The 23,418-nt window shown below is 41.6% G+C and carries 23 protein-coding genes, 12 tRNA genes and 1 rRNA gene; 4 read left to right on the forward strand and 32 right to left on the reverse strand.

Annotated elements, in window-relative coordinates; translation table 11 throughout:
• From WMZ97_RS20730 to WMZ97_RS20795, 14 genes are all read right to left on the reverse strand, one after another.
• Positions 1–66 (reverse strand): 16S ribosomal RNA (locus tag WMZ97_RS20730); the annotation flags it as partial.
• 253 nt (positions 67–319) lie between these two features.
• Positions 320–393, reverse strand: a tRNA-Ile gene (locus WMZ97_RS20735).
• A gap of 11 nt (positions 394–404) precedes the next feature.
• A tRNA-Gly gene (locus tag WMZ97_RS20740) sits at positions 405–478 on the reverse strand.
• Between the two features lie 20 nt (positions 479–498).
• Positions 499–575: transfer RNA gene (locus WMZ97_RS20745), tRNA-Pro, on the reverse strand.
• Positions 576–582: 7 nt separating this feature from the next.
• Positions 583–659, reverse strand: a tRNA-Arg gene (locus WMZ97_RS20750).
• 59 nt (positions 660–718) lie between these two features.
• Positions 719–805 (reverse strand) — tRNA-Leu (locus WMZ97_RS20755).
• 56 nt (positions 806–861) lie between these two features.
• Positions 862–942 (reverse strand) — tRNA-Leu (locus tag WMZ97_RS20760).
• Positions 943–954: 12 nt separating this feature from the next.
• Positions 955–1,027: transfer RNA gene (locus WMZ97_RS20765), tRNA-Lys, on the reverse strand.
• A gap of 35 nt (positions 1,028–1,062) precedes the next feature.
• A tRNA-Gln gene (locus tag WMZ97_RS20770) sits at positions 1,063–1,134 on the reverse strand.
• 4 nt (positions 1,135–1,138) lie between these two features.
• Positions 1,139–1,215 (reverse strand) — tRNA-Asp (locus WMZ97_RS20775).
• A 32-nt stretch (positions 1,216–1,247) separates the two neighbouring features.
• A tRNA-Glu gene (locus WMZ97_RS20780) sits at positions 1,248–1,319 on the reverse strand.
• Positions 1,320–1,327: 8 nt separating this feature from the next.
• Positions 1,328–1,418, reverse strand: a tRNA-Ser gene (locus WMZ97_RS20785).
• Between the two features lie 3 nt (positions 1,419–1,421).
• Positions 1,422–1,496 (reverse strand) — tRNA-Asn (locus WMZ97_RS20790).
• Positions 1,497–1,844: 348 nt separating this feature from the next.
• The gene (locus WMZ97_RS20795) at positions 1,845–2,306 is read right to left on the reverse strand and encodes a SprT family protein (RefSeq protein WP_343274009.1); all 462 of its coding nucleotides are present in this window, start codon (positions 2,304–2,306) and stop codon (positions 1,845–1,847) included.
• 361 nt (positions 2,307–2,667) lie between these two features.
• Between WMZ97_RS20795 and WMZ97_RS20800 the strand changes: the two genes are divergently transcribed.
• The gene (locus WMZ97_RS20800) at positions 2,668–4,131 is read left to right on the forward strand and encodes a catalase (RefSeq protein ID WP_343274010.1); all 1,464 of its coding nucleotides are present in this window, start codon (positions 2,668–2,670) and stop codon (positions 4,129–4,131) included.
• A gap of 64 nt (positions 4,132–4,195) precedes the next feature.
• On the opposite strand, the gene WMZ97_RS20805 is transcribed toward WMZ97_RS20800, so the two are convergent.
• The 15 genes from WMZ97_RS20805 to acpS form a co-directional block, all read right to left on the reverse strand.
• Positions 4,196–6,373, reverse strand: a complete 2,178-nt coding sequence (locus WMZ97_RS20805; RefSeq protein WP_343274011.1) for a Tex family protein — start codon at positions 6,371–6,373, stop codon at positions 4,196–4,198.
• 130 nt (positions 6,374–6,503) lie between these two features.
• Positions 6,504–7,103: a SpoIIE family protein phosphatase gene (locus WMZ97_RS20810; protein WP_343274012.1), complete on the reverse strand. Its 600-nt coding sequence runs from the start codon at positions 7,101–7,103 to the stop codon at positions 6,504–6,506.
• The gene (gene sigB / locus WMZ97_RS20815; protein ID WP_343274013.1) at positions 7,100–7,891 is read right to left on the reverse strand and encodes an RNA polymerase sigma factor SigB; all 792 of its coding nucleotides are present in this window, start codon (positions 7,889–7,891) and stop codon (positions 7,100–7,102) included. The genes WMZ97_RS20810 and sigB overlap by 4 nt, the downstream gene beginning before the upstream one ends.
• Complete coding sequence (gene rsbW, locus WMZ97_RS20820; protein ID WP_343274014.1) at positions 7,863–8,339, reverse strand: anti-sigma B factor RsbW; 477 nt, start codon at positions 8,337–8,339, stop codon at positions 7,863–7,865. Before rsbW ends, sigB begins: the two co-directional genes overlap by 29 nt.
• Positions 8,339–8,671 (reverse strand): STAS domain-containing protein, encoded by a 333-nt coding sequence (locus WMZ97_RS20825; protein ID WP_343274015.1) that lies wholly within the window; start codon positions 8,669–8,671, stop codon positions 8,339–8,341. The genes rsbW and WMZ97_RS20825 overlap by 1 nt, the downstream gene beginning before the upstream one ends.
• 75 nt (positions 8,672–8,746) lie before the next feature.
• Positions 8,747–9,757 carry a PP2C family protein-serine/threonine phosphatase gene (locus WMZ97_RS20830; protein WP_343274016.1) on the reverse strand — a complete coding sequence of 337 codons (1,011 nt, stop codon included), beginning with the start codon at positions 9,755–9,757 and terminating at the stop codon, positions 8,747–8,749.
• 119 nt (positions 9,758–9,876) lie between these two features.
• Positions 9,877–10,278, reverse strand: coding sequence for an anti-sigma regulatory factor (locus WMZ97_RS20835; protein WP_343274017.1), 402 nt, complete (start codon positions 10,276–10,278; stop codon positions 9,877–9,879).
• 2 nt (positions 10,279–10,280) lie between these two features.
• Positions 10,281–10,637: an STAS domain-containing protein gene (locus WMZ97_RS20840; protein WP_343274018.1), complete on the reverse strand. Its 357-nt coding sequence runs from the start codon at positions 10,635–10,637 to the stop codon at positions 10,281–10,283.
• A 4-nt stretch (positions 10,638–10,641) separates the two neighbouring features.
• Positions 10,642–11,511 carry an RsbT co-antagonist protein RsbRA gene (locus WMZ97_RS20845; protein ID WP_343274019.1) on the reverse strand — a complete coding sequence of 290 codons (870 nt, stop codon included), beginning with the start codon at positions 11,509–11,511 and terminating at the stop codon, positions 10,642–10,644.
• A gap of 181 nt (positions 11,512–11,692) precedes the next feature.
• Complete coding sequence (locus WMZ97_RS20850; protein ID WP_343274020.1) at positions 11,693–12,052, reverse strand: type II toxin-antitoxin system PemK/MazF family toxin; 360 nt, start codon at positions 12,050–12,052, stop codon at positions 11,693–11,695.
• 4 nt (positions 12,053–12,056) lie between these two features.
• Positions 12,057–12,344: a CopG family ribbon-helix-helix protein gene (locus tag WMZ97_RS20855; RefSeq protein WP_343274021.1), complete on the reverse strand. Its 288-nt coding sequence runs from the start codon at positions 12,342–12,344 to the stop codon at positions 12,057–12,059.
• Between the two features lie 297 nt (positions 12,345–12,641).
• Positions 12,642–13,772 carry an alanine racemase gene (gene alr / locus WMZ97_RS20860; protein ID WP_343274022.1) on the reverse strand — a complete coding sequence of 377 codons (1,131 nt, stop codon included), beginning with the start codon at positions 13,770–13,772 and terminating at the stop codon, positions 12,642–12,644.
• Between the two features lie 654 nt (positions 13,773–14,426).
• Positions 14,427–15,527 (reverse strand): LolA family protein, encoded by a 1,101-nt coding sequence (locus WMZ97_RS20865; RefSeq protein ID WP_343274023.1) that lies wholly within the window; start codon positions 15,525–15,527, stop codon positions 14,427–14,429.
• 90 nt (positions 15,528–15,617) lie between these two features.
• Positions 15,618–17,108: an NAD(P)H-hydrate dehydratase gene (locus WMZ97_RS20870; protein WP_343274024.1), complete on the reverse strand. Its 1,491-nt coding sequence runs from the start codon at positions 17,106–17,108 to the stop codon at positions 15,618–15,620.
• A gap of 48 nt (positions 17,109–17,156) precedes the next feature.
• Positions 17,157–17,522, reverse strand: coding sequence for a holo-ACP synthase (acpS, locus tag WMZ97_RS20875; protein ID WP_343274025.1), 366 nt, complete (start codon positions 17,520–17,522; stop codon positions 17,157–17,159).
• Positions 17,523–17,720: 198 nt separating this feature from the next.
• Between acpS and WMZ97_RS20880 the strand changes: the two genes are divergently transcribed.
• Positions 17,721–18,476: a rhomboid family intramembrane serine protease gene (locus WMZ97_RS20880; protein WP_343274026.1), complete on the forward strand. Its 756-nt coding sequence runs from the start codon at positions 17,721–17,723 to the stop codon at positions 18,474–18,476.
• Between the two features lie 73 nt (positions 18,477–18,549).
• Here WMZ97_RS20880 and WMZ97_RS20885 read toward each other — a convergent pair whose 3' ends face one another.
• A complete protein-coding gene (locus WMZ97_RS20885) occupies positions 18,550–18,897 on the reverse strand; it encodes a DUF3221 domain-containing protein (RefSeq protein ID WP_343274027.1) in 348 nt (115 codons plus the stop codon).
• 119 nt (positions 18,898–19,016) lie between these two features.
• Positions 19,017–19,613 carry a TetR/AcrR family transcriptional regulator gene (locus WMZ97_RS20890; RefSeq protein ID WP_343274028.1) on the reverse strand — a complete coding sequence of 199 codons (597 nt, stop codon included), beginning with the start codon at positions 19,611–19,613 and terminating at the stop codon, positions 19,017–19,019.
• A gap of 204 nt (positions 19,614–19,817) precedes the next feature.
• Between WMZ97_RS20890 and WMZ97_RS20895 the strand changes: the two genes are divergently transcribed.
• Together WMZ97_RS20895 and WMZ97_RS20900 are read left to right on the forward strand one after the other, a co-directional pair.
• Positions 19,818–20,141 (forward strand): DMT family transporter, encoded by a 324-nt coding sequence (locus tag WMZ97_RS20895; RefSeq protein WP_343274029.1) that lies wholly within the window; start codon positions 19,818–19,820, stop codon positions 20,139–20,141.
• 22 nt (positions 20,142–20,163) lie between these two features.
• The gene (locus tag WMZ97_RS20900) at positions 20,164–20,511 is read left to right on the forward strand and encodes a DMT family transporter (RefSeq protein WP_343274030.1); all 348 of its coding nucleotides are present in this window, start codon (positions 20,164–20,166) and stop codon (positions 20,509–20,511) included.
• Between the two features lie 484 nt (positions 20,512–20,995).
• Here WMZ97_RS20900 and WMZ97_RS20905 read toward each other — a convergent pair whose 3' ends face one another.
• Positions 20,996–22,972 (reverse strand): acetate--CoA ligase, encoded by a 1,977-nt coding sequence (locus WMZ97_RS20905; RefSeq protein ID WP_343274031.1) that lies wholly within the window; start codon positions 22,970–22,972, stop codon positions 20,996–20,998.
• Positions 22,973–23,418: the final 446 nt, after the last annotated feature.

Here is a 23,418-nt window from a genome sequence, read left to right on the forward strand (position 1 = left end):
CTCGACTTGCATGTATTAGGCACGCCGCCAGCGTTCGTCCTGAGCCAAGATCAAACTCTCCAAAAAAGTTTGTCATAAGATTGACACCAATCAATCCTATTAATAGTCTTAGCTTCAAAAATTGATTCCAGGGTCTAAATCATCCATCAAATCATACGATTCCATTTCCAACCTAACCTCTGACATCTGTTATCATACTGGTTGTTTTGTTCAGTTTTCAAAGAGCGAATTTTTTAACACTGTTTTTAACAGCAACTTTATTAGTATAACATATAAATTCTCAAAAAGTCAACTGTTATTTTACTTTTTTTAAAGTAAATGGGCCTGAGTGGACTCGAACCACCGACCTCACGCTTATCAGGCGTGCGCTCTAACCAGCTGAGCTACAGGCCCAACAAATGGTATGGAGCGGGTGAAGGGAATCGAACCCTCATCATCAGCTTGGAAGGCTGAGGTTTTACCACTAAACTACACCCGCATATGAATTAAATATGGCACTGGTCGGGAAGACAGGATTCGAACCTGCGACCCCATGGTCCCAAACCATGTGCTCTACCAAGCTGAGCTACTTCCCGTAAAAAATGGCGCGCCCGAGAGGAGTCGAACCCCTAACCTCTTGATCCGTAGTCAAGCGCTCTATCCAATTGAGCTACGGGCGCTTTTAAAAGCGAACTCTATTATATTAGCACATTTGATTGAGTATTGCAAGAACTTTTTTTGGTGCGGCCGAGAGGACTTGAACCTCCACGGGTTATTCACCCACTAGGCCCTCAACCTAGCGCGTCTGCCATTCCGCCACGACCGCGTAATATAGGCAAAATAAAATGCCGTGGTTCAGCACAGCAATCCATTCGACTAAAGTGCGGGTGAAGGGAGTCGAACCCCCACGTCGTAAGACACTAGATCCTGATTCTAGCGCGTCTGCCATTCCGCCACACCCGCTAAGATGTATGATGAGCCATGGAGGATTCGAACCTCCGACCCTCTGATTAAAAGTCAGATGCTCTACCGACTGAGCTAATGGCTCATAGTAAACATATTCTCTTAATGGATAAAATATAGCTGGGCTACCAGGATTCGAACCTGGGAATGACGGGATCAAAACCCGCTGCCTTACCGCTTGGCTATAGCCCAATAATGGCGGTCCGGACGGGACTCGAACCCGCGACCTCCTGCGTGACAGGCAGGCATTCTAACCAGCTGAACTACCGGACCAGGCCAAACACAATTATTTTATTCAAGTAAGATGACCCGTACGGGATTCGAACCCGTGATACCGCCGTGAAAGGGCGGTGTCTTAACCACTTGACCAACGGGCCATAAAAAATGGCGGAGAAGGAGGGATTTGAACCCTCGCGCCGCTTACACGACCTACACCCTTAGCAGGGGCGCCTCTTCAGCCACTTGAGTACTTCTCCGTTTGGCTCCACAGGTAGGATTCGAACCTACGACCGATCGGTTAACAGCCGATAGCTCTACCACTGAGCTACTGTGGAATAATATGTAAGACTGTCATAAAAATATTATTGAAGCACATTATTGCTATCGACAACGTGAACAATAATACAACAATTTACATTAGCTGTCAATACTTTTAAGAAACAATTTTGTCAGCCTATGTTGTTTATTAAGAAAGAATAAAAATTAAAGCTCTATTCTGCTTATACCGTACAGGACACGTCCGGCTCCAGCTTATTTAATTTACCAGTTCTAACAAGTTTCGTCAATACTTATCGATGAAAAAATTTAAAATAGAACATGAACAGCGCACATTACGACGATACCATCTGCAAAAGTGTTTCCGATTTGGAGTAGTTTATCCTTACTATATCATCCACTAGTCACTAATCTGAAGTCATTGTCAGCTTCCCCCCACACTTTCCACATCGATATTTATTTATGTTTAACCGGCGTGCCCGTTTATATACATGCTGACACTGTTTACAAACGAATCTATATTTATATCGATCTTCATTATCAGGAAGTGGACGACAATGTCTTGGTGAGCCGGTTGCCTGTAATAATGCTTTGAACGATGGATCGCCATGTTTATATCCTTTTCCTTCTATATGAAGATGGTAATGACATAACTCATGCTTAATAATCCCAATGAACTCACTTTCATCCATGTCTGTAAGATACTTGGGATTTAATTCGATCACCTTCTTTGCTGGGATATATCGGCCACCAGTAGTACGTAGCCGGTGATTGAAATTTACTTCATGCAAAAAAGGTTTATGAAAATATTGGTGTGATATCTGATCCACTAAACATACTAACGCGTTATGGTTTATTAACAAGTCCATGTAACTATATCCTTTCTTTTTTATATAGATGGTTCTTTCTTATCTCTCGGCCTCAATCTATAATTATACACTCATGAATAAAGGTACTTTAAATTTAGCCACATTTGTGTGTATTAAGGTACGAAGAATATATATGACATTTGCTTCGTTAAAACAGCCATCTCTTAGAAAACAGACTTCATATCATAGGAGTTTATAATAATATGTATCATTCTAGCATACAATCATTTATAGATTAACCAATCATAATCTATCATCTCAAAAACTTAATTAAAATAATTATAATTAAACATTGACTTTTAAAAGACTTGTATTATAATTAAATATATAGTTATTCACTAACCAAAGGAGAGGTGTTTACATGAGTGAAAACCGTAAAACTTTAACTACTGGCGCCGGAATTCCAGTAGGAGATAATCAGAACTCGATTACTGCAGGTCAAAATGGACCAACGCTAATTCAAGATTTTCATCTACTAGAAAAACTGGCACATTTTGATAGAGAGCGTATCCCTGAACGTGTTGTCCATGCAAAAGGAGCAGGTGCTTTTGGCTATTTTGAAGTGACAAACGATGAAATCTCCAAGTATACGAAAGCTGACTTTCTAAGTGAAAAAGGGAAACGTACCGAGATGTTTGCACGATTCTCAACTGTAGCCGGCGAACTTGGCTCAGCTGATACTGTTCGTGACCCTCGAGGATTTGCACTTAAATTCTATACAGAAGAAGGAAACTACGATTTAGTTGGTAATAATACACCGATCTTCTTCGTTCGTGATGCTATCAAGTTTCCTGACTTTATTCATACACAGAAACGTAACCCGCGTACTGGATTAAAAGATCCGAATGCGGTTTGGGATTTCTGGTCATTATCACCAGAATCATTGCACCAAATTACGTACTTACATGGGGACCGCGGTATTCCGGCAACATTTCGCCATATGAATGGATACGGCAGCCATACGTATAAATGGGTGAATGACCAGGGAGAAGCTTTCTGGGTTAAATACCATTTCGTCAGTGACCTGGGTGTAAAGAACATGGATATAAAACTGGCAGAAAAGCTCTCCGGAGATAATCCTGATTATCATCGAGAAGACCTTTATAATGCAATTGAAGATAATGATTTTCCGTCATGGACACTATACGTGCAAATCATTCCTTACGAGGATTACAAAACGTATAAATGGGATCTTTTTGATGTGACAAAAACGGTTTCCATGAAGGACTACCCTCGAATTGAGGTCGGTAAAATGGTATTAAACCGAAATCCGGAAAACCATTTTGCAGATGTAGAGCAAGCAGCATTCACACCAGGTAATCTCGTACCTGGAATCGAAGTATCTCCGGATAAAATGTTGCAGGGCAGGATTTTCAGTTATGCTGACACACAACGTTACCGCCTTGGTGTTAATCATCAGCAAATCCCTGTCAACCGTGCAAAAGTGGACGTAAACAATTACCAGCGCGATGGTTATATGCGAATAGATGGCAATGGTGGTAGTGCGCCAAACTATGAACCAAATAGTCTAAACGGACCGAAAGAGGATCCATCACGTAAAAACACACCATTTGAAGTTCAAGGATTGGCGGAAAGTGTCGTCCATGATTCTGAGGATCATTATACACAGCCTGGTGACCTGTATCGTTTAATGAGTGATGATGAAAAAACCCGTCTGGTTAATAATTTTGTGGAATCCATGAAACCTGTTGAAAAAGATGAAATAAAATTACGTCAGATAGAACATTTCTATAAAGCTGATCCGGAATGGGGCGAGCGAATCGCTACCGGATTAGGCCTGTCTGTTCCTGAGGGCGTAAAATAATAATCGAAAAAGGCTATCCTCCATTGCGAATGGGGATAGCCTTTTTTCTCTTTGAAACCCTCTCCTATGATTGTTGTTTATCCCCAATCATCGTCAACGCCACTCGACCTTTGTCAGCCTCAATGTTTTCTACCCATACCGTTATCACATCGCCGACCGATGCAATATCCATTGGATGTTTGACAAATTTATTCGCCATTTTGGAAATATGCACGAGACCATCTTGTTTGACGCCAATATCGACGAACACACCAAAGTCCACAACGTTCCGGACGGTGCCTTGCATCTCCATTCCCGGCTGCAAATCATCTAATGAAAGTACATTTTGTTTTAAAAGTGGTTGCGGGAAATCATCTCTTGGATCGCGTGCCGGGCGACTTAATGCACTTATAATGTCAATTAATGTTGGTTCCCCAATGTCGAGCTTTTCCGCGATTTCCTTGTTATCAATCGATTTCAGCTGACCTTCTAATTCATCGGTTCCAATATCCGCTAAATCGCCTTCAAGCATATGCAGCAGCTGCGTCACCTGTTTATACGTTTCTGGATGGATTGGTGTTCGATCCAATGGGTTGTCCCCATCAATGATTCGTAAAAAACCAATCGCCTGTTCATATGTTTTGGCACCTAATCGTGGGATCTTTTTTAATTGTTTCCGGTTGGTAAACTTTCCTTCTTCATTTCGCTTAGTTACAATATTATTTGCCACCGTTTTGCTTAAACCAGATACATATTGCAATAGGGACGTGGATGCTGTGTTCACATTCACCCCAACCTGGTTAACGGCTGTTTCCACAACAAACGTTAACGATTCATTTAATGCCTTCTGGCTGACATCGTGCTGGTATTGACCGACGCCGATCGATTTCGGATCAATCTTCACAAGCTCAGCCAGCGGGTCCTGCACACGTCTGGCAATAGATGCCGCACTTCGCTCTTCTACTTGTAAATCGGGGAATTCTTCACGAGCCAACTTGGAGGCAGAATACACACTTGCGCCCGCTTCATTCACAATGATATAAGGAATCTTTAAATTGTTGTTTCCAATGACATCCGCAATGAACTGTTCCGTTTCCCGTGATGCAGTCCCGTTTCCAATGGCAATCAGCTCGATTTGGTAGGCCTGAATCAGTTCCATCACAATCTTCTCCGCTCCAGCGATATCTTTTCTCGGTGCCGTTGGATACATCACGCCAACTTTATGAACCTTCCCCGTCTCATCTACCACCGCCAGTTTACAGCCGGTCCGAAACGCTGGATCGACACCAAGGATGGTTTTCCCTTTTAATGGCGGCTGCAACAAGAGGTTTTTTAAATTCTTAGCAAAAACGTCGATTGCTTGCTCCTCCGCCTTTTCTGTTAGGCTATTGCGAATTTCACGCTCGATAGACGGCTGGATTAAACGTTTATAGCTGTCCTCTATTGCCCCATTCAACAGATCGGTTACCTGTTGATTCGTCTGCTTGATCAGCAACTCTTTGCTTAAGAAGTCGATAATCCGCTCCATCGGTGGCTCAATACTTACCTTTAAAACCTCTTCTTTTTCGCCACGATTCAAGGCGAGAATTCGATGGGAAACGAGCGAACGTACTGCTTCATGGTATGCATAATACATTTCATAGACGCCTTTTTCGTCTAACTCTGCGGTTTTCACCTCTGACCGAATGATCCCTTTCTTATAGGTTTCATCTCGAATATAGTCACGAAATTCCGGGTCATCCGAAATCCACTCGGCAATGATATCATTCACACCGGTTACCACATCCTCTACCGTATGTACCTCATGTTCGTCTGAAAAATATTCTTCTGCTTGCTTATTCATATCGATATCTTCTAGATTCCAGACCAATACAGCTAAGGGCTCCAGTCCTTTTCCTTTAGCAATGGTCGCTCTTGTCCGACGTTTTTGTTTGTAAGGTCGATATAAATCTTCTACCCGTTGTAATTGAGTTGCCTGGGTAATTTCTCGTTCCAGTTCTTCCGTCAATTTCCCTTGTTCATCAATGAGACGGATCACTTCTTGTTTTCGTTCTGCTAAATGTACTGCATATTGCCATTTGTCCTGAATCAATTTTATTTGAACTTCATCAAGCCCGCCAGTCGCCTCTTTACGATACCGTGCGATAAACGGTACTGTATTTCCTTCATCGAGCATTGCAATTACTTTTTCAATTGTGCTTGTTTTTACTTGGGCCTCTTTTGCCACCCAGCTGGTTAAATCCTGATTTACGTCAACTGCCACGACTCTTCCTCCTCTTTGCATACATCACTTATTTTACCAAAACTTATGTCTTTTTCCCAATCCCGCACGATGCTGTAATAAAAATATAATGATCAACTAAAAGATGGCTGCCAAGTGACAGCCATCCTATCTATCCATTATATCCAATTGCTATTAATGTCGTATCATCGTTTTGTGACTCTCCATGCATAGCAGAATACGCATTGGTGATAGCCGTCACATTCCGATTCAGTATAAATTTCTGGGACAAATCTGAATCCGTTACACCATCAGAGAACATAATAAAATTCATTTGCGGTGCCAATTTATCGGAAACCACTTTAAATGGTCTTGGATATCCTGCTAAATAACCAGAATTAGGAATGTTTCGCTTCTTTCTCCCTTCCCGGGAAACGGTTATAATACCGATATTGCCAATCGATGAAAAGGAATACTGGCCGGAGGAAAAGTTGATTTTTAATATCCCCAGTACAACACCCCGTTTCCGGAACAATTGATCATTACAACGCTTGACAATTTGTTTGACTGATGCATGAATATTACTTTTTATAATGTCGATCACGATTTGCGAGGATTCCTTGGCAAATTCTCCACTGCCTAACCCGTCTGCAATCGCACAAACAAACTCATCTTCCGTCTCCATATAATAATAGCTGTCCCCGCAATACACATTACCTTTCTTGGCCTTTTGATAGACCGCCACTTGCACCTTGCTTTTTGCTGTACTCAATCAAATACCTCCGCACTTTCAGACTGAATCGCTTCCCGGAGTTTACGCAACGCCCGTCGTTGCAGTCTGGAAACATGCATTTGAGAAATACCCAACAATTCCCCGGTTTCCTTTTGACTTCGATTATCAAAATAGGTATATTTTAAGATTTGTTGCTCACGTTCCGAGAGAACCGGTAATATTTTTTCCAGGAGCAAGCGCTGGTCTACATTTTCAAAATCCTGATCATCGCTGCCGACCAAGTCCAAAATAGAAACCGTGCCGCCATCTGAATCGGCTTCAATTTTGCGGTCCACCGAAAGAGCTTTATAGCTTTTGCCCATTTCCATCGTTTCCAGCACATCTTCTTCGGTTACATCCAGATACGCTGCTATTTGCGGGACTGTTGGCGACTTTTGATTTGATGTCGTAAGCTCGTCTACTGCCTTCTTAATTTTCGGCCCTAGTTCTTTGATACGGCGTGGGACATGAACACTCCAGGTCTTATCACGAATGAAACGTTTAATTTCGCCAATAATAGTTGGGATGGCAAATGACTCGAACGATTTACCAAATGATGCATCATATCGTTTAACTGCTCCTAGCAGCCCAATCATACCGACCTGTACCAAATCCTCATGTATACCACTATTTTTTGAGTACTTTCGGGCAATGGATTCCACAAGATCATTGTAGGTTAATACAATTTTCTCCTGTATCGCTTCATCTGCCGGCTCGTCCTGCAGACGTTCAATCCATTGGTATACCTCGTCTCTCCCCTTATTGTGTGGTTGAGATTTGGTCGTCATCAAAACCCACCTCGGTTTCCTGAAGGTACTTGGTCATTAATACAATTACACCAGAGTCATTATTGATTTCAACCTTATCCATCAGTGCCTCAATTAAAAAAAGGCCAAATCCGCCTTCACGCAACGTTTCAATGGATTCTGTGGGTTCATATGGGCCAATAGTGTCCTTAATAGCCCCTAAATCAAAACTTCCACCATGATCGGCCACCATGATTTCCAGTCGATTCGCGTACACCCCGAAGCCGATGGTTACTTCCCCCTCTTCCTCTTGATCATATGCATGGGTTACGGCATTTGTAATGGCTTCCGATATGGCAACCTTCAAATCTTCAATATCCTCATAGGAAAACCCCATCCTGCTAGCAAGTCCTGATATGCTTAGCCGTATAACACCTACGTATTCCGGTTTTGCCGGCACCTTCATTTCAATAAAATCAAATGTCTCCATTATTCACTTCCACCTCGAATCGCAGCCTTTATATCCATAATATCAATTAACCCGGTAATTTTAAACAAACGGAACACACGATCCTGCAGATCAATCAACTTCAACTGGCTATCATTTTCTTTCGTTGATTTCAGTGCACTGATAAAAACACCGAGTCCTGTGCTATCCATATAATTCACCTGTTCTAAATTAACTTCTGCGGTATGGCCCGCAACCTTTGTTAGAGGAAGTAACTTTTCTTTCAACTGTGGCGCTGTATATGCATCGATTTCTCCTGCCAGAATAACTTTTGATTTGTCGCCTTCCTCGATGATGCTAATTTCCAAATCCATCTCTTTTTCCCCCTTCAAGCCTTTCATTATTTACGCCATACGTAGTACAGTATACCTACCCGTTACGAATTAGTTTTAAACATCTTTTTGCAAGATAATTAGGGTGAAGTCATCACGAAGCTCGAAATGCTGCATACGTTCAAAGTATTTATATACTTCGTCAACCATATCTTGTGCAGGAAGATGGGCATAGTTTTTGATGACATCCAAGACCTCTTTTGTTTCAATGAAGCGATCCCCATCCCTGCATTCGGTGACCCCATCTGTTAGCAGGATAACCATGTCTCCTTCATCTATTTTACGTTCATACCGGTAATACGTTGTATCGGGTGAAACACCAAGGACTAAACCTTTTGTTTCTATTTCCTCAAAACGGTCGTCTTTTTTATGATAAATAAAGCCCGGTTCATGTCCAGCAGAAGAATATCGGAGTGTGCTGTCTTTTGGAAGGTATTGTGCATAAAACATGGTAATAAACATACTCGGGTCCACATTACGTTCGACAACCCGATTTAGGTTTTCCAATATTGCTTGTGGTTCCATCATTTCCTCTGGGAGGCTGTCCATCGAATATTTAATCATCGACATGCACAATGCTGCTGGTACACCTTTGCCAACTACATCAGCTACGGCTATTCCCAGCGAGCCATCTTTTCCCTTGATAAAATGATGATAATCGCCATTCATTTGATGGGCGGGGACACTAACAACACCAATATCCAATCCCTCGATTATTGGTTTGTTTGTCTTTAATAGGGTTTCCTGCATTCCAGCAGCTACGCCAATTTCTGATTTTAATTCCAGCTGTTTTTCCCGCAGTGTCTGAAATTCCTGGTGGGCAAGTCCATAGGAGATCATCGCCTCCAAAAGGAAATCCATGGAGGCCCGCATTTCTTCTGACAAATTTGGGTACAATTCCGTCAATGCCTGGATATGCAGGTTAATAATTTCTTCGGGAAGTATTTTATTTTTAATAAATGCTTTACTAATTTGTTCTGCTCCATATAATGATTGCTCATCTTGTGTTTCGATATAATGTTTCAAGAGATTTTTGTAGCTCTCTGTATCTGATTTTACTGCATCCATCACTTGAATCCTCCTGCATCCAAAGTTAATAGTTATGTACTCTGGTAATAAGGATGACTTTTATTAAAAAGTCATCCTGTTTTCGTCTGTATGCAAACGGGCGCTTTAAGCCTTTGTTCCTACCGTACCCATTTGGTTGCTTTTATTTCTGTTCCTTTGCCTTTTTCTGATTTGATATCGAATATATCCATCAGCCGTTTTACACCTGGTAAGCCGGCGCCAAGCCCGCCAGAAGTTGTGAAACCATCCTCCATCACTTGACTTATATCGTCAATCCCTGGTCCTGCGTCTATCGCTACCATACGGATTCCTTTTTTATTTAGGCTTTCAATGATTTCGAAACAGATCTGCCCCGAGCCGGCATATAAATATATATTTCGCGCGAGTTCAGATATCGCAGTAGCAATTCGAGCCTGGTCAACCATTCCAAAGCCCGTTTCTCTAGCGATATCACGGCCAACCTGACGAGCCCCGACGATATCCCATTCTTTTTTGATATTTACACAGGATTGGAGAGCCATAACTAATCCCCCAATTCCTGATGTAATTTACTCAACCCTTGTTCTAAATTTAATGCAGTTGAGACACCGTTCATATGAATTCCAAGGTCGATTAATGTGATTGCGACAGCCGGTTGAATCCCTGTTAAAACTACTTTCGCCCCCATCAGATCTGACATAGTCACCACATCACCCAGTACTTTGGCAATAAAGGAATCAATGATTTCTACAGATGTTAAATCAATAACTACACCGATTGCACCACTCTTATGGATCTTATTTAGCAAATCTTCCTGGAATTGAATAGCGGTATTATCATCAATCTCCGTCTGAATCGAAATTAACAAGTAATTATGCAGCTTTAGGATTGGTATTCGCAAAAAATCACTCCCTCTCCAAGGAATTCAGCATTTTCTCCATATCTTCTTCTTTGGTATTCAAGTCTTCAATTTTTCGGTTGGTTATTTCCAGTGCCTTCTGAAATCCTTTTTTCAACGAACTTTTGGTTGGGAATTTCCCTAAATCAATACCCAGATTTACGATCGTCTGTGCAATTTCCGGACGTATTCCTACTAAAATACAAGTGGATCCTACTAGTCGAACGGCTTCTGCAGCCTGAATAATATGATGAGCAACCATTGTATCTACAACCGGGACGCCAGTAATATCCATTAACACAACCTCAGAGTTATGCTTAATAACACCCTCAAGCAAATTTTCCATGATTAGCTTTGCCCGCTCGGTATCAATGGTACCAATCAAAGGCATAATAGTAATGTTATCCATAACTGGTATTAGTGGTGCAGACAATTCCTGCAAGGCTACACGCTGTAAGGAGACAATATGCTCCCAGCTTCCAGAATACTCATTAACCAGTTGGCGAATAATTGGTTCAACCCAGGCATCGACACTTTGCAACACGTTCGAAATAAACGCCGAATCCACCTTATCAGATTGACTAAGTATATAATCGATCGTTACACGTCGAAATATTTGCAGTCCGTCTGTAATATAACTTAATGGCCAACCCAGATTGACCAATTTTTCCGAGAACGCTTCAAGTGTTTCGGATGATCCTTGATTTTTAACGCTGGTAAAAATCACATTAACAAATTCCCGATTCGTACTTTCAAACAATTCATCCGAAATCGTTGCAGTATAATTGCCATCCTTGGATGATTCCACCTCTACCATCCACTTTTGGACGATGGTATCACTATTTTCCAAAGCAATCTTTTTAAATTTATCGTCCACTTCCCATTCCCCCTGCCTCATTCAACTGAATAATATTAAATTAATTGTTGCATATTTCTGTTATTCGCACAAATCTTTCATGACTTGTCAGCTTCCGACAAAAATTATCCGTAGCTATTATAGCATATAAATCACCAAAACCATAAGAAAGCCCTTGTTAGATTTAGTAACAAGGGCTTTCTTATGAGCTATACATCTCTTTTAAGCCTAAGCTTATTTCCAATGCATGATTGATTTTTTCCATCATTTCTTTATCCAATTTAGTTATCTTGTCGGTTAACCGCTGCTTATCTAGCGTTCTAATTTGTTCAAGCAGGATAACAGAATTACGATCAAATCCATATCGCTTCGCATTTATTTCTACGTGAGTCGGAAGCTTTGCCTTCTGGATTTGTGCCGTAATTGCTGCAATGATAACGGTTGGACTAAACCTGTTTCCAATATCATTCTGTAAGATCAATACTGGGCGGATGCCCCCCTGTTCTGATCCAACAACAGGAGATAAGTCGGCGAAATAAACCTCGCCTCTTTGAACGATCAAAATGTTACACCCCGATCACAGAGCGCTCTACGGTGTTCTTTTCTGCTTCCTCTTCTGCTTGAAAGGCTTCCGATGCAATTGTTAGATTAATTCTGGCCATTTCCGTATATCCTTTTATCATGGAATCACGAAAACGTTGAATGTGCTCTTCCTTTTTGGATTCTAAATAGTTTCGGGTAGCTTCACAAATAAAATCGCTTAAATCACTATTCTCATACTTCATTAATCCATCCACCTCATTTAACAGGTTTTTTGGTATCCGTACCAAAACTTCTTGCAAGCTCTCTGACAAGATTATCCACCTCCGCCAACTGTTGAACGAACGAAATTAAATTCATTTTAATAATATCATTGTATCCCCTGCTTTGCAAAGGTATGTTGAGAACTTTTTAAGACAGAAGCTTTTTAAAGTTTTATTGATAAGATGCAATTAAGCGGTACCGCGGTGGACTCCTTGACCACTAATCGGGTGTATCTGCTTATCAACTGTAGTACTAAGTTTATTTTAGTATAACAAAAATATACCATTTTATTAGTGAAAAATCGGGAAAGCTGTGTTTTATCACTTCTGATTGAGAATCATGCAGTATTATTCTAGCTTATCTCCTCCGACATATATTCTTGGGACCCGTTTACTGATGATACAGGGAATCTCATAGTTAATCGTGTCCAAATAAGCGGCTACCTCGTCCATTGTAATTTCTTGTGTACCCTGTTTTCCAATTAAAGTGACCTGAGTTCCTATCGGATAAGCCTTATCTAGCCGGATCATGGTTTGATCCATACAAATCCTTCCGACGATTGGCATTCGCTTTCCATCTACTAATACATTGAATCCCTGCAGTTTGCGTATCCAGCCATCTGCGTACCCGATTGGTATGGTTCCGATCCATTCCGCCCCCTTGGCCGTGTATGTGGCACCATAACTGATCGATTCGCCTGCATCTATCTTTTTGACATGAATAAGCTTACTATGTAAGGAAAAAGCCTGCTGTAATTCGATTTGATCCTCCTGTTTCACCACCTCTGACGGATATAATCCATACATCGCTATTCCAAACCGGACAAAATGATACATCTCATCGGGAAAACGAATCGAGGCAGCACTGTTTCCAACGTGAACAGCAACCGGGGTTGACCAAGCTTTGCGAAACGTCTGCCATAAAGCTTGAAACCCTGCCTGCTGCTTGGCAAAATAGGTTAGATCCTTCTCATCAGCCGTAGCAAAATGGGTGTACACACCTGTCAACCGAATATTCGTTGCATCATTCATTTCCTCCATTAGTTCCTGCAGTTCTGCTTCGGTTCGGATTCCGATCCTCCCCATACCAGTGTCCCATTTCATTTGTAATTTTAATGGTTGGGAAAAAGCATATGCTTTCACTTGCTCGATCCATTCTTTTTGAAAAAACGTTAACGTAAGCTGATGATCGGCAGCAATCGGCGTATCTTCCGGAGCAACCCAGCCAAATACTAATATCGGTTCGGTGATTCCCGCTTCCCTTAGTTCTAACGCTTCTTCTAAAAGGGCAACGGCTAAGGCATCCGCCCCCGACTTTAATGCCCGTTTGGCAACCTCGATGGCACCATGTCCATAGCCATCCGCCTTCACAACGGCAAATATTTTCGTTGCTTCCGGTAACTTTTTTCTCATTTGCAGCACATTATGACCAATGGCATCCAAATTCACCTTAGCCCATGTCCCCCGAAAAGACTCCATCAACAGCACCACCTTTAAACAAAAACCCATCAACTGAGACAGAAGGGCAGACCATCTTGTCCCATTATTCGCCACGCCCAAGATTACTGGAAAATAAATAGGCAAAACGAAAAACGCAAAATCCTCTTATGGAAACGTAAAGATCCGTCCTCATGTCCTTTTTATCTATCATTATTCCGCTTTCTGTTGCCACTGTCAAGATTCGGCAAATACATCCCCCTCCTTTGTTTTGTTGCAAGAGAAGAAATAAATGCACCCAGTCCATACCTTGAATGCAAACGTCAGCCAGATTTGCGGTGTCATTGGCCTTGGAATGCGAACGCGGATCAACTGAATTGACGTTATCATCGACCTTTGGGTGCGGACTTCAACCGAATTGGCGCTTGCTTCGACTTAAGAGTGCGGACTTCAACCGAATTGGCGCTTGCTTCGACCTAAGTGTGCGGACTTCAACCGAATTGGCGCTTGCTTCGACCTAAGTGTGCGGACTTCAACCGAATTGACGTCTTCTTCGACCTAAGTGTGCGGACTTCAACCGAATTGACGTTTTCTTCAACCAGGTAGCAATAATGTTACATACATTTACTGCAGGTCCCCTTACAAAAACGAAAAGCAGACCCCCTCTCCAATAGAGTCTGCTTACATGGATTCATTCTACTTCACTGCTTTGCCTTGGACAGATTTTGCTACTTCAATTAGTTCTTCTTTAGTTAAATCTTCGCTTGCCAAATAATAGTTTACCCCGTTTTGATTCCATTGAATGGAATTATCAGACAGGGCGCCAATGGAATGTCCAAGATTAACAATATCGCCTTTTACTTCTTGTGGAGAGGATAGTGTTTGCTGGACTTTTGACTGTTCCTCAATTAATGTGAAATTCTTTTCACCAGCATAGGTCATGATCACCCGTTTCCCGTTATCCGTATCCACTTCTTTCTGTTCCGAAAGCTCTGCTCCTGCCATATTTAATGGCAGTGTTACCGTCAGTGATTCGGAATTAGCTCCCTCATCGGCTGATTCATCCGTATCTGCTTGATCATCTGCCTCTGCACTTGCCTGCTCATCTGCTTTGGATTCAGTTCCTTCTTCTGCTGAGGCAGGATCTTTTGTATCGCCGGACGACATGTTGTCATCCATGGCAAAATCCCCATCTTTAAAGCTTGGTTTCATATCGAATCCAGAAAACGTTACTTCTACTAAAGCATTCTTATCCTTATCCAATACCTTTACAAGCTTTGGTGCATATGTTTTTTTATCAAAATATATTTGTTGATACGGTAAGTTATTGTTGCTTTGATAATTGGTTTTTGTTTGGAACATATACGTGTTATCACTTACCTTAAATTCTGCATCTTTATCCTCTTTAATATCCTTCACAAGCGATTGAAAAAGGTATGGCTGGCTGCTGTTATCCGGCCAGTCGGTTTGAAATTTAAAGCTTTTGTTTAATTCTGGCGTTAGGACAAACACCCCGTCCTTATTCTTCAAAATGACCTGGCTTCCTTTTTTATCCTGATCATTCGTCAACGCCACGCGATAGTATTCTTTTTGCTTATGCCAAACATCAATTTGATACGTTTGGTTATCTTCTCCTGTATTCATTTTCATTTCCGCTTTTGCCTTGTACCCATCCATGGAGGAAACTTTATCTTCCAACTTTTTCAATACATCTTCCTGTGACTTTTCCCCACATGCCACTAACAACATAATCAGGCCAAAGACAACGATTAACCAAATACTAGCAATCTTTTTCATGAACATATCTCCCTTGTCTTGTTTCAGAACAAGAACGCAAAACGATTACGCTCCAAGTTTTCAACAGGACAAAGAGAACGTGTCACGCATTTAAAGAAATGTACGATATACAGCTGGAATTCCCGCGATGACGTCTATTGCCACTAAATCATAATGGGAATGGCTTTCCTGTACCTGAATATCGGCGGCTGCACCATGAATAAAACAGGCGTTGCATAGCGCTTGAAAGGTATTTTCGTGCTGCATCAGCATGGCCAGTATTATCCCTGAGAGCACATCACCGCTCCCCCCCTTTGCGAGGCCTTGATTCCCGGTTTGATTCACTGCTTGCTGCCCACTTGGCGCGGTTATAATGGTATGCTTCCCCTTCAACACGACATAAATTTGGTGACGCGATGCAAATTCTTGAGCGTAATAAAAAGGCTTCGCCAACAGTTCAGCAATCGATATCTCTAACAGCATGGCCATTTCCCCAGGATGCGGTGTCACAATCGTTGGCTGCACCCGTTCGGATAATAGTGACTGATTTGCCTTGGTATGAAATAATCCATCCGCATCGATGATTATCGGGACATCTGCTTGCAGAGCTTGCTTGACCAACGTTTCCGCAGCATGGTCACGTCCCAGTCCCATACCAATGGCTACTGCATCATACCTGTCCATCGAAATGGAAGCGTTGTTTGTTATTAAATACGTAGCTTCTACACACGTTGGAGCAATGGATGCGATGGTATCTTCGGTTGTGCCAATCGTAAGCAACCCAGCCCCCGCTCGTAACGCAGCCTTAGCCGTCATTGCTATGGAACCCGGCATCAGCTTTGAACCGCCAATCGCAAGCCCCTTTCCATGACTGCCTTTATGCGCATATGGATCTCGTATTGGCATCGTCTGTTGAAAGCAGGATGGCTCCCATGTGTTCCTTTTCCATTTGTCAGCCAGCTTATTTACTGGTATCCCGATCGACACAACATCCCACTTCCCATAGTAAGGTGCAGTATGCTGGAGAAACAGACTCATTTTCCCCGCTTCAATGACAACGGTATAGTCTGCTTGAACGGCCGTAAAGTTTGTTATTCCTTCATCCGCCGGCAGTCCAGTGGGAATGTCTACGGATATTACGCAGGCTTTGCTTTCATTCATTGCCGCAACGATGGTCCGAACAGGCTCTCTTAATTGATCGTGTACCCCAATTCCGATCATGGCATCAATAATGACATCGAATGGACGAATCCTGCTGACCATTTCCTTCTTATCATCTTCCACCAAAATATATCCGCCAGTATTTACGAATAATTGTTTATGATAGAATGCTTCTCCGGTTATTTTTTCATCTGGCACGATTTGAATCACGGTGACGTCATAGCTTTGGTTAAGAAGGGTTCGAGCAATAACAAACCCATCCCCGCCATTATTGCCTGCACCAACTAACACAACCATTCGATCGTGTTTCTGAATCTTTTCCATCACCTTGCAAGCAACAGCTCGTCCGGCATTTTCCATCAATAATCGCTCATCCAGCCCAATCTCTTGCATCGTGAACCGATCCATTTCGTACATTTCTTTTGCGGTGACAATATACACTTTCGTTCCCTCCTACCCGCACTAAAATATATGAGACAACCTGGTTGATTATGCTAATTTATCTTCTATCACTACTTGTGCGGCGGCATATTCTCTTGTATGCGTGATTGATAAAAAGATTTTTACGTTATCATACCCATTAACCGTTAGTTTGGGTGCCCCGGAAGAACTGGACAGCACCTCGATATCACGAAAGCGGAGTTTGCCAATCCCTTCTCCAGTTGCCTTGGCAAATGCTTCCTTTGCTGCAAAACGCCCCGCAAGAAATTCTGTTTGGCGTAAGGTACTGTGAAAGGAAGCGAACTTTTCCTGCTCTTTATCCGTTAATACCCGTTTGACTAACCCTGTATTCTGTTCAATATTTTGCCGGATCCGTGATAACTCAATAACATCTAATCCGATTCCCTTGATCAAACTTTCCATCCCTTTCCTTACTGACTATTGGCCATATAAGAAGTCCACCGGCTCTTTTTTTATTCTTAGTAGATTTTTATTGCATCTAATCAACTGACTTTAGTATTCTAAAAGTGGTCATACTATGTAATTATAATGCCTACAATAATATTACCCGATCATAAACGATTTTAAAAATTTTCCTTGAGGAGATTAGCAATGTTCATTCGAACGGAAAAAAGTCTAAAAGATTTTATGCAATTTTATCCTGTTGTTTCCACCCTGATCATTATTCATCTCGTGCTTTGGGTTATCATCGATCTGCTGCATCTACCATTTGGCATCCGGCTCTTCCAATGGGGAGCGGGTAATAATTTATTTATCCAGAACGGAGAATATTGGCGGTTGTTCACATCTATTTTCCTTCACAGCGGATTCGCGCATACTGTTTTCAATTCATTTGCGCTCGTATTATTCGGACCTGCATTAGAGCAGATGCTGGGAAAAGGAAAATTTATGTTTGCTTATTTTGCTGCTGGGATTATCGGCAATCTGGCCACATACCTCATCAATCCAGGAGCTTTTTATTCGTATGTCGGCGCATCTGGTGCGATATTTGGCTTATTTGGTATCTACGTCTATATGGTTGTCCTTCGCAAGGATTTAATTGACCGCACCAATGCACAGGTTGTTATGGTTATCTTTGTTATTGGTTTGATTATGACGTTCCTGCAGCCCAATATCAACATCTATGCCCATATTTTTGGCTTCATTGGTGGATTTGCAGTTGCCAGACTTGTGTTAAATCGTGCTGTTCCATTTTCGGTTCCGCAACCAAGAAGTCGCCCAGGCAGAACGCAATTTAACCCGAACCGCTGGAACCAGCGGCGACGAATGCCTAGTGGAGTAGGAAAGAATATATTTTGGATTATCCTGGTTATCCTTGTTCTGCTTGGTTTGTTTAGCAGGTTTTGAAGTTGATATGCTCGTTTGAATGCCCCCATCTTACCATCCTATTGGAATGCTTGAAGATGGGGTTTCCTATATTTTATTCTTTCAATGAAACTTTTTTCGCCTTCGCTTTAGAAGGATAGGATTCCATTATGTCTCCATCAATCCAAACCTCAACCTCATCACCTTTCCTAAATCCGTCTGTATTGTCATACGTTAGGTCAATCAAGCCACGGTATGTATCCCCATAGATATCTTCATTTTGTATTTTTGACACCGACTCATTTTTCATTTCCTCGTATTCTTCTGGAGAAAGCTCTGTCGCAAGTTTTATTCCGCGTTTATTTACTTCCAGAATAATACCTTCCATATTAGGCGTACCACATCCTGCAAGCGAAAAACTTATTAATATAACAGCAAATATATGAAAGAATATTCTTTTCATAAGACACCTCTTTGTGAAGTTATTTGGTATCTTTACGGGTTTCTGAAGGTTAAACAATACATCAAGCCTTTACAAATTTCTGTGCATGAAATATCATGCATATCATCTGGAATGCATTTTTAGTTACAAATTTTTCGTAAATATGCTCTGATTTCGTTTTCGATTACTTGATTGTTGTAAAGGTTAGCAAAAATAACGGATTCAAATACCAAGCCATGAATGAAAATGGTTAACGAATTTGCACTTTCCTCTATGTTAATGAGATTACTCATATAACCTTTACTATCAAGCATTTTTAAAATGTCCTTGGCAAAATTAAAATTTACTTCTCGAAAACGATCCTTTGTTACGTGGTATTCCGGATTCATCGTTGCCATGATGGAAAATTTCATCCATATGTCATTTTCCATTCTTTCTTCCTCTGTATTAGCTTGAACGATCTGCTTAATCAGACGAACTGCGTTTTCAAATCCTTCTTGATCTACTTGTATGACCTTTTGCATTCGATGCGCAAATCTTTGATAGATTACATCCATCGCAAACATATATATGTCTTTTTGTTTTGGGAAAAAGTATTGAACAGAACCTAAAGATAATCCTGCCTCTTTAGCAATTCCACGTAATGTCGCTTTTTCGAACCCCGAATGATGAATGATACGAAACATTGCTTCTACAATTTGATTTCTTCTTTCGCCATGATCTATTTTTTTAGGCATTTGATAACTCCTTTGATTTTTTAAGTCATATGTATTATAATATATTTAAGTCAGATGACCTAATAAAAATTATGTAGAAAATGCCTTATTACTATTTTATTATATTTTTGATAAATCGCAATCATTACATATAGCTCCTTTGACAAAGGAAGTGAAAGGAAGGAATTCAGCAGTAATCGAAAATGACAAAAGTGAGGGATCACTATGAATGCTTATATATTACTAGCATTATCCATTGTAAGCGAGGTCTTTGGAAGTTCAATGCTTAAGGCCACCAACGGATTCAAAAAACTCTTACCTTCTCTTGGAGTAATAGTTGGATATGCTTTGGCATTCTATAGTTTATCTTTATCCTTAAAAACACTGCCACTTGGAATGGTTTATGCAATTTGGGCAGGCGTTGGAACAGCATTAACGGCATCAGTTGGGGTTACCATATACAAAGAAACGTTTCATTTCAAAAAAGGGCTTGGCATCGTTTTAATTATTGGTGGAGTTGTTTTATTAAATATCAGTAGAATACACTAAGTCTACGGAAAGAGGAAGTAGTATGAGGGGTTATCTTTATCTAACCATTGCTGTTATTGGAGAGGTTTTTGCTACTGCAATGCTTAAAATGTCAGAAGGATTTACCATTTTACTCCCGTCTGTTGGCGTCGTTTTTGGTTATGTACTTTCGTTTTATTGCTTGTCATTGTGTCTTCGTACCATTCCATTGAGTTTGGCTTATGCGATTTGGGCAGGAGTTGGAACAGCAGTAACTGCTATAATAGGTGAAATTGTGTGGGGAGAAGTTTTTAGTACCTTCAAGACTTTGGGGATTCTCTTCATTATAGGTGGGGTTGTATTATTGAACTCCAGTAAAAATAGAGAAAAAGTGAAAGAACCTTCAAGCTAAGTTCTTTTACTGTCTCATTTAATTGGGGAATGGCTTTTTGGCTTCTATAAGGTCAGATTTCTCTATTTTTTGCCCTCTTTTCCTTGAAACGGTAGCAACAAAATTATAATAGGATAAGCCGGACCAGCCATTTGCTCCGGCTTATCCTATTATTCCATATCCCTTGCTAATTTCGTACACATACACTTACATAACGTGAAACTTCATTCCGTGGGGGTTTCCGACGCACTCAGACGCGCTAGTGCAGGCGAAGGCATAAGGACGTGACGGTTTGGTTTTAGCCTGCCCTTTCTCCCCCACTGAATAAGGGAACAAAGCTAAGAACTCGAACGTCTGAGTTTGCAGCGCCTTTGTGACCTTCATCGTGCAGGCTGAGAACAGAATCGGACCTTTGTCATGCAGTTGACCCCCACTTATCTTTTTTAGTTGCCCCTCAAAATCTTGAAGTGGGAGTCTTACTGCCCGTTAAGGCGGGATAAAAAAGTTATCGTTTGGGATCCATGTTTTCCAGAACAACCTCTTTAACATGGGTAATGGCCGTGGGGTCTTCCAGTCCGGTCACATCACCTGCGACACTCCCTTTAGTTTGCACTTCTTTTAAAAGACGGCGCATAATCTTCCCACTTACCGTTTTTGGCATGGACTCCACAAACAGAATGCTTTGCGGGCGGGCTAATTGACCAACCCCCTTGATGATACTTTGTTCAATTTGTTTTTTCAGAACATCATCTGCAGCAAATCCATCCGCTACGGTTGCAAAAACGACAGGAACCTCTCCCTTAATTTTATCCGGAGAGCCAACGACTGCTACTTCAGAGACCCCCTCACATTCCAGGACAGCATTCTCGATCTCCATTGTACTTAAACGATGGCCTGAGACGTTAAAGGCATCATCGGAACGGCCGACAACCCAAAAATATCCATCTTCATCCTCTAACGCAATGTCACTTGCATAATAACAGCCTTCCACCTGGCTAAAATATTTTTCGTAGTATCGTTCAGGTTCTTTCCATAATGTACGGCATAGCATCGGGAACGGCTTACGAATGACCAAGTTTCCTAATGTGCCTTTTGGAACAGGATAACCATCATCATCGACAATGCCAACATCTGCACCTAAAAATTGAACACCAGCAGCTCCTGGTTTCATTGGTGTCAGCCAGGCTGCTCCTGCCAGCGGACATCCCGCCGTTTCCGTTTGTCCCCATGTATTATTGACACAAATGTTTCCACCACCAAGTACATCCTTTGTCCAATGCCAGGTTTCCGGATCAAATGGTTCGCCAACCAGCGAAACTACCTCGAGACAAGTTAGATCATACGGCTGAAGTGCCTTTTCTCCGAGGCTGCGAAGCATTCGTAAAGCCGTTGGTGCCGTAAACAACTTGTTGACTCGATATTTATCAATAATTTGATAAAAGCGGTCCTGCTCTGGATAATTAGGAGCACCTTCGTAAACAACGGTTGTGACCCCATTCGCCAACGAACCAGCAACGCCCCAGATATGCATCGTTAACCAACCAACGTCGGCTGTACACCAGAAAACGTCATCCGGCCGATGGTCCATATGATATTTGGCATAAATATAGTTTTGTACGACAAAGGCCATACTCGCATGGACGACCCCTTTAGGTTTACCCGTTGTACCACTTGTATAGAAAACAATACCAGGCTCATTTGCCTCAACCGGGACAGGCTCAAAATGAATCGCGGCCTTTTGTTGTTCCACATGCCACCAGAAATCTCTTCCAGTCTCCATCGATGGTTTTGTCCCTAAACGGTCAACGACAATAACCGCTTCAACACTGGAAATGTCATCAATCACACGATCTACTTTTTCCTTTAGCGGGATGACGTTTCCACGCCGCAAGCTTGCATCAGCAGTCACCACCACTTTCGGCTCATAGTTGACCAGTCGATCCTTCAATGACTGTTCAGAAAAGCCGGAGAAGACCGTGCTGTATACAGCCCCAACTCGAAAACAAGCAAGAATGGCAATAAACGCTTCCGCTAGATTGGGAAGATAAATAGCGACCGGGTCTCCCTTTTCCACCCCCATAGACTGCAAAACATTGGAAAAACGATTCACTTGGGCAAGTAGCATTTGATAGGTATAAAAACTCGTTTTCCCATCTTCCCCTTCCCAAATTAGTGCCGTTCGATTACCCGCTCCATTTGCGATATGTCGATCTAATAGATTATAGCAGGGATTACTGATGCCCCCTTGGAAAAATTCAAAGTCTGGCAAACTCCCACTGATGGTTTTCTCCCACGGTTGAAACCAATGCAGCTCTTCGGCAACCTCATTCCAAAATGCAGCAGGATCTTCCTGCGACCTTTTCAGTAAGGTCTGAAAAGCCTCACTGCTTGCCATTTCGGTTGACTCCTGCCTTGCCTTGTCCGGATAGACAATGTTACTATTTTTAACGATGTTGTGTATTCCTCCTACATCTGCATTCAAACTGTCTCTCCTCCTTCTCCGTATTCCCCTAATTCTATCACCCTTTTTGAAAACGCTATCATTCCTGAAAAACCTTAAAAAGGCGTGCTTACTTAAATAATATATCTATTCTGAATGAATTGTCAATAACCACTTATGACTCTCTAACGGGATTTCCTTGTTTATAAGGAAAATGCTAATAACATCATAAATAACTCAATAATTAACACACACTTCTAACCCAATTTAACAGTAAACGAAAACGCTCACTTCTGAGCGTTTTTTATCGTAATATTAAATTTTCTTATTCCACTAAAGCATCTGTTACTTTAAGTACATCATTTCACATACTTACTTGTTTTCAACCATTTTCTAAGTCTAAATTAATATTGTTTATGGCAAACTAATAATGTAAGGATTGGCATTTAATTTATGTAGTGCCCTCCGGGCCCTACATAAATTAAATG

It is taken from the genome of Lentibacillus songyuanensis, from assembly GCF_039548255.1.
GTDB classification, from domain to species: Bacteria; Bacillota; Bacilli; order Bacillales; family Amphibacillaceae; genus Lentibacillus_C; species Lentibacillus_C songyuanensis.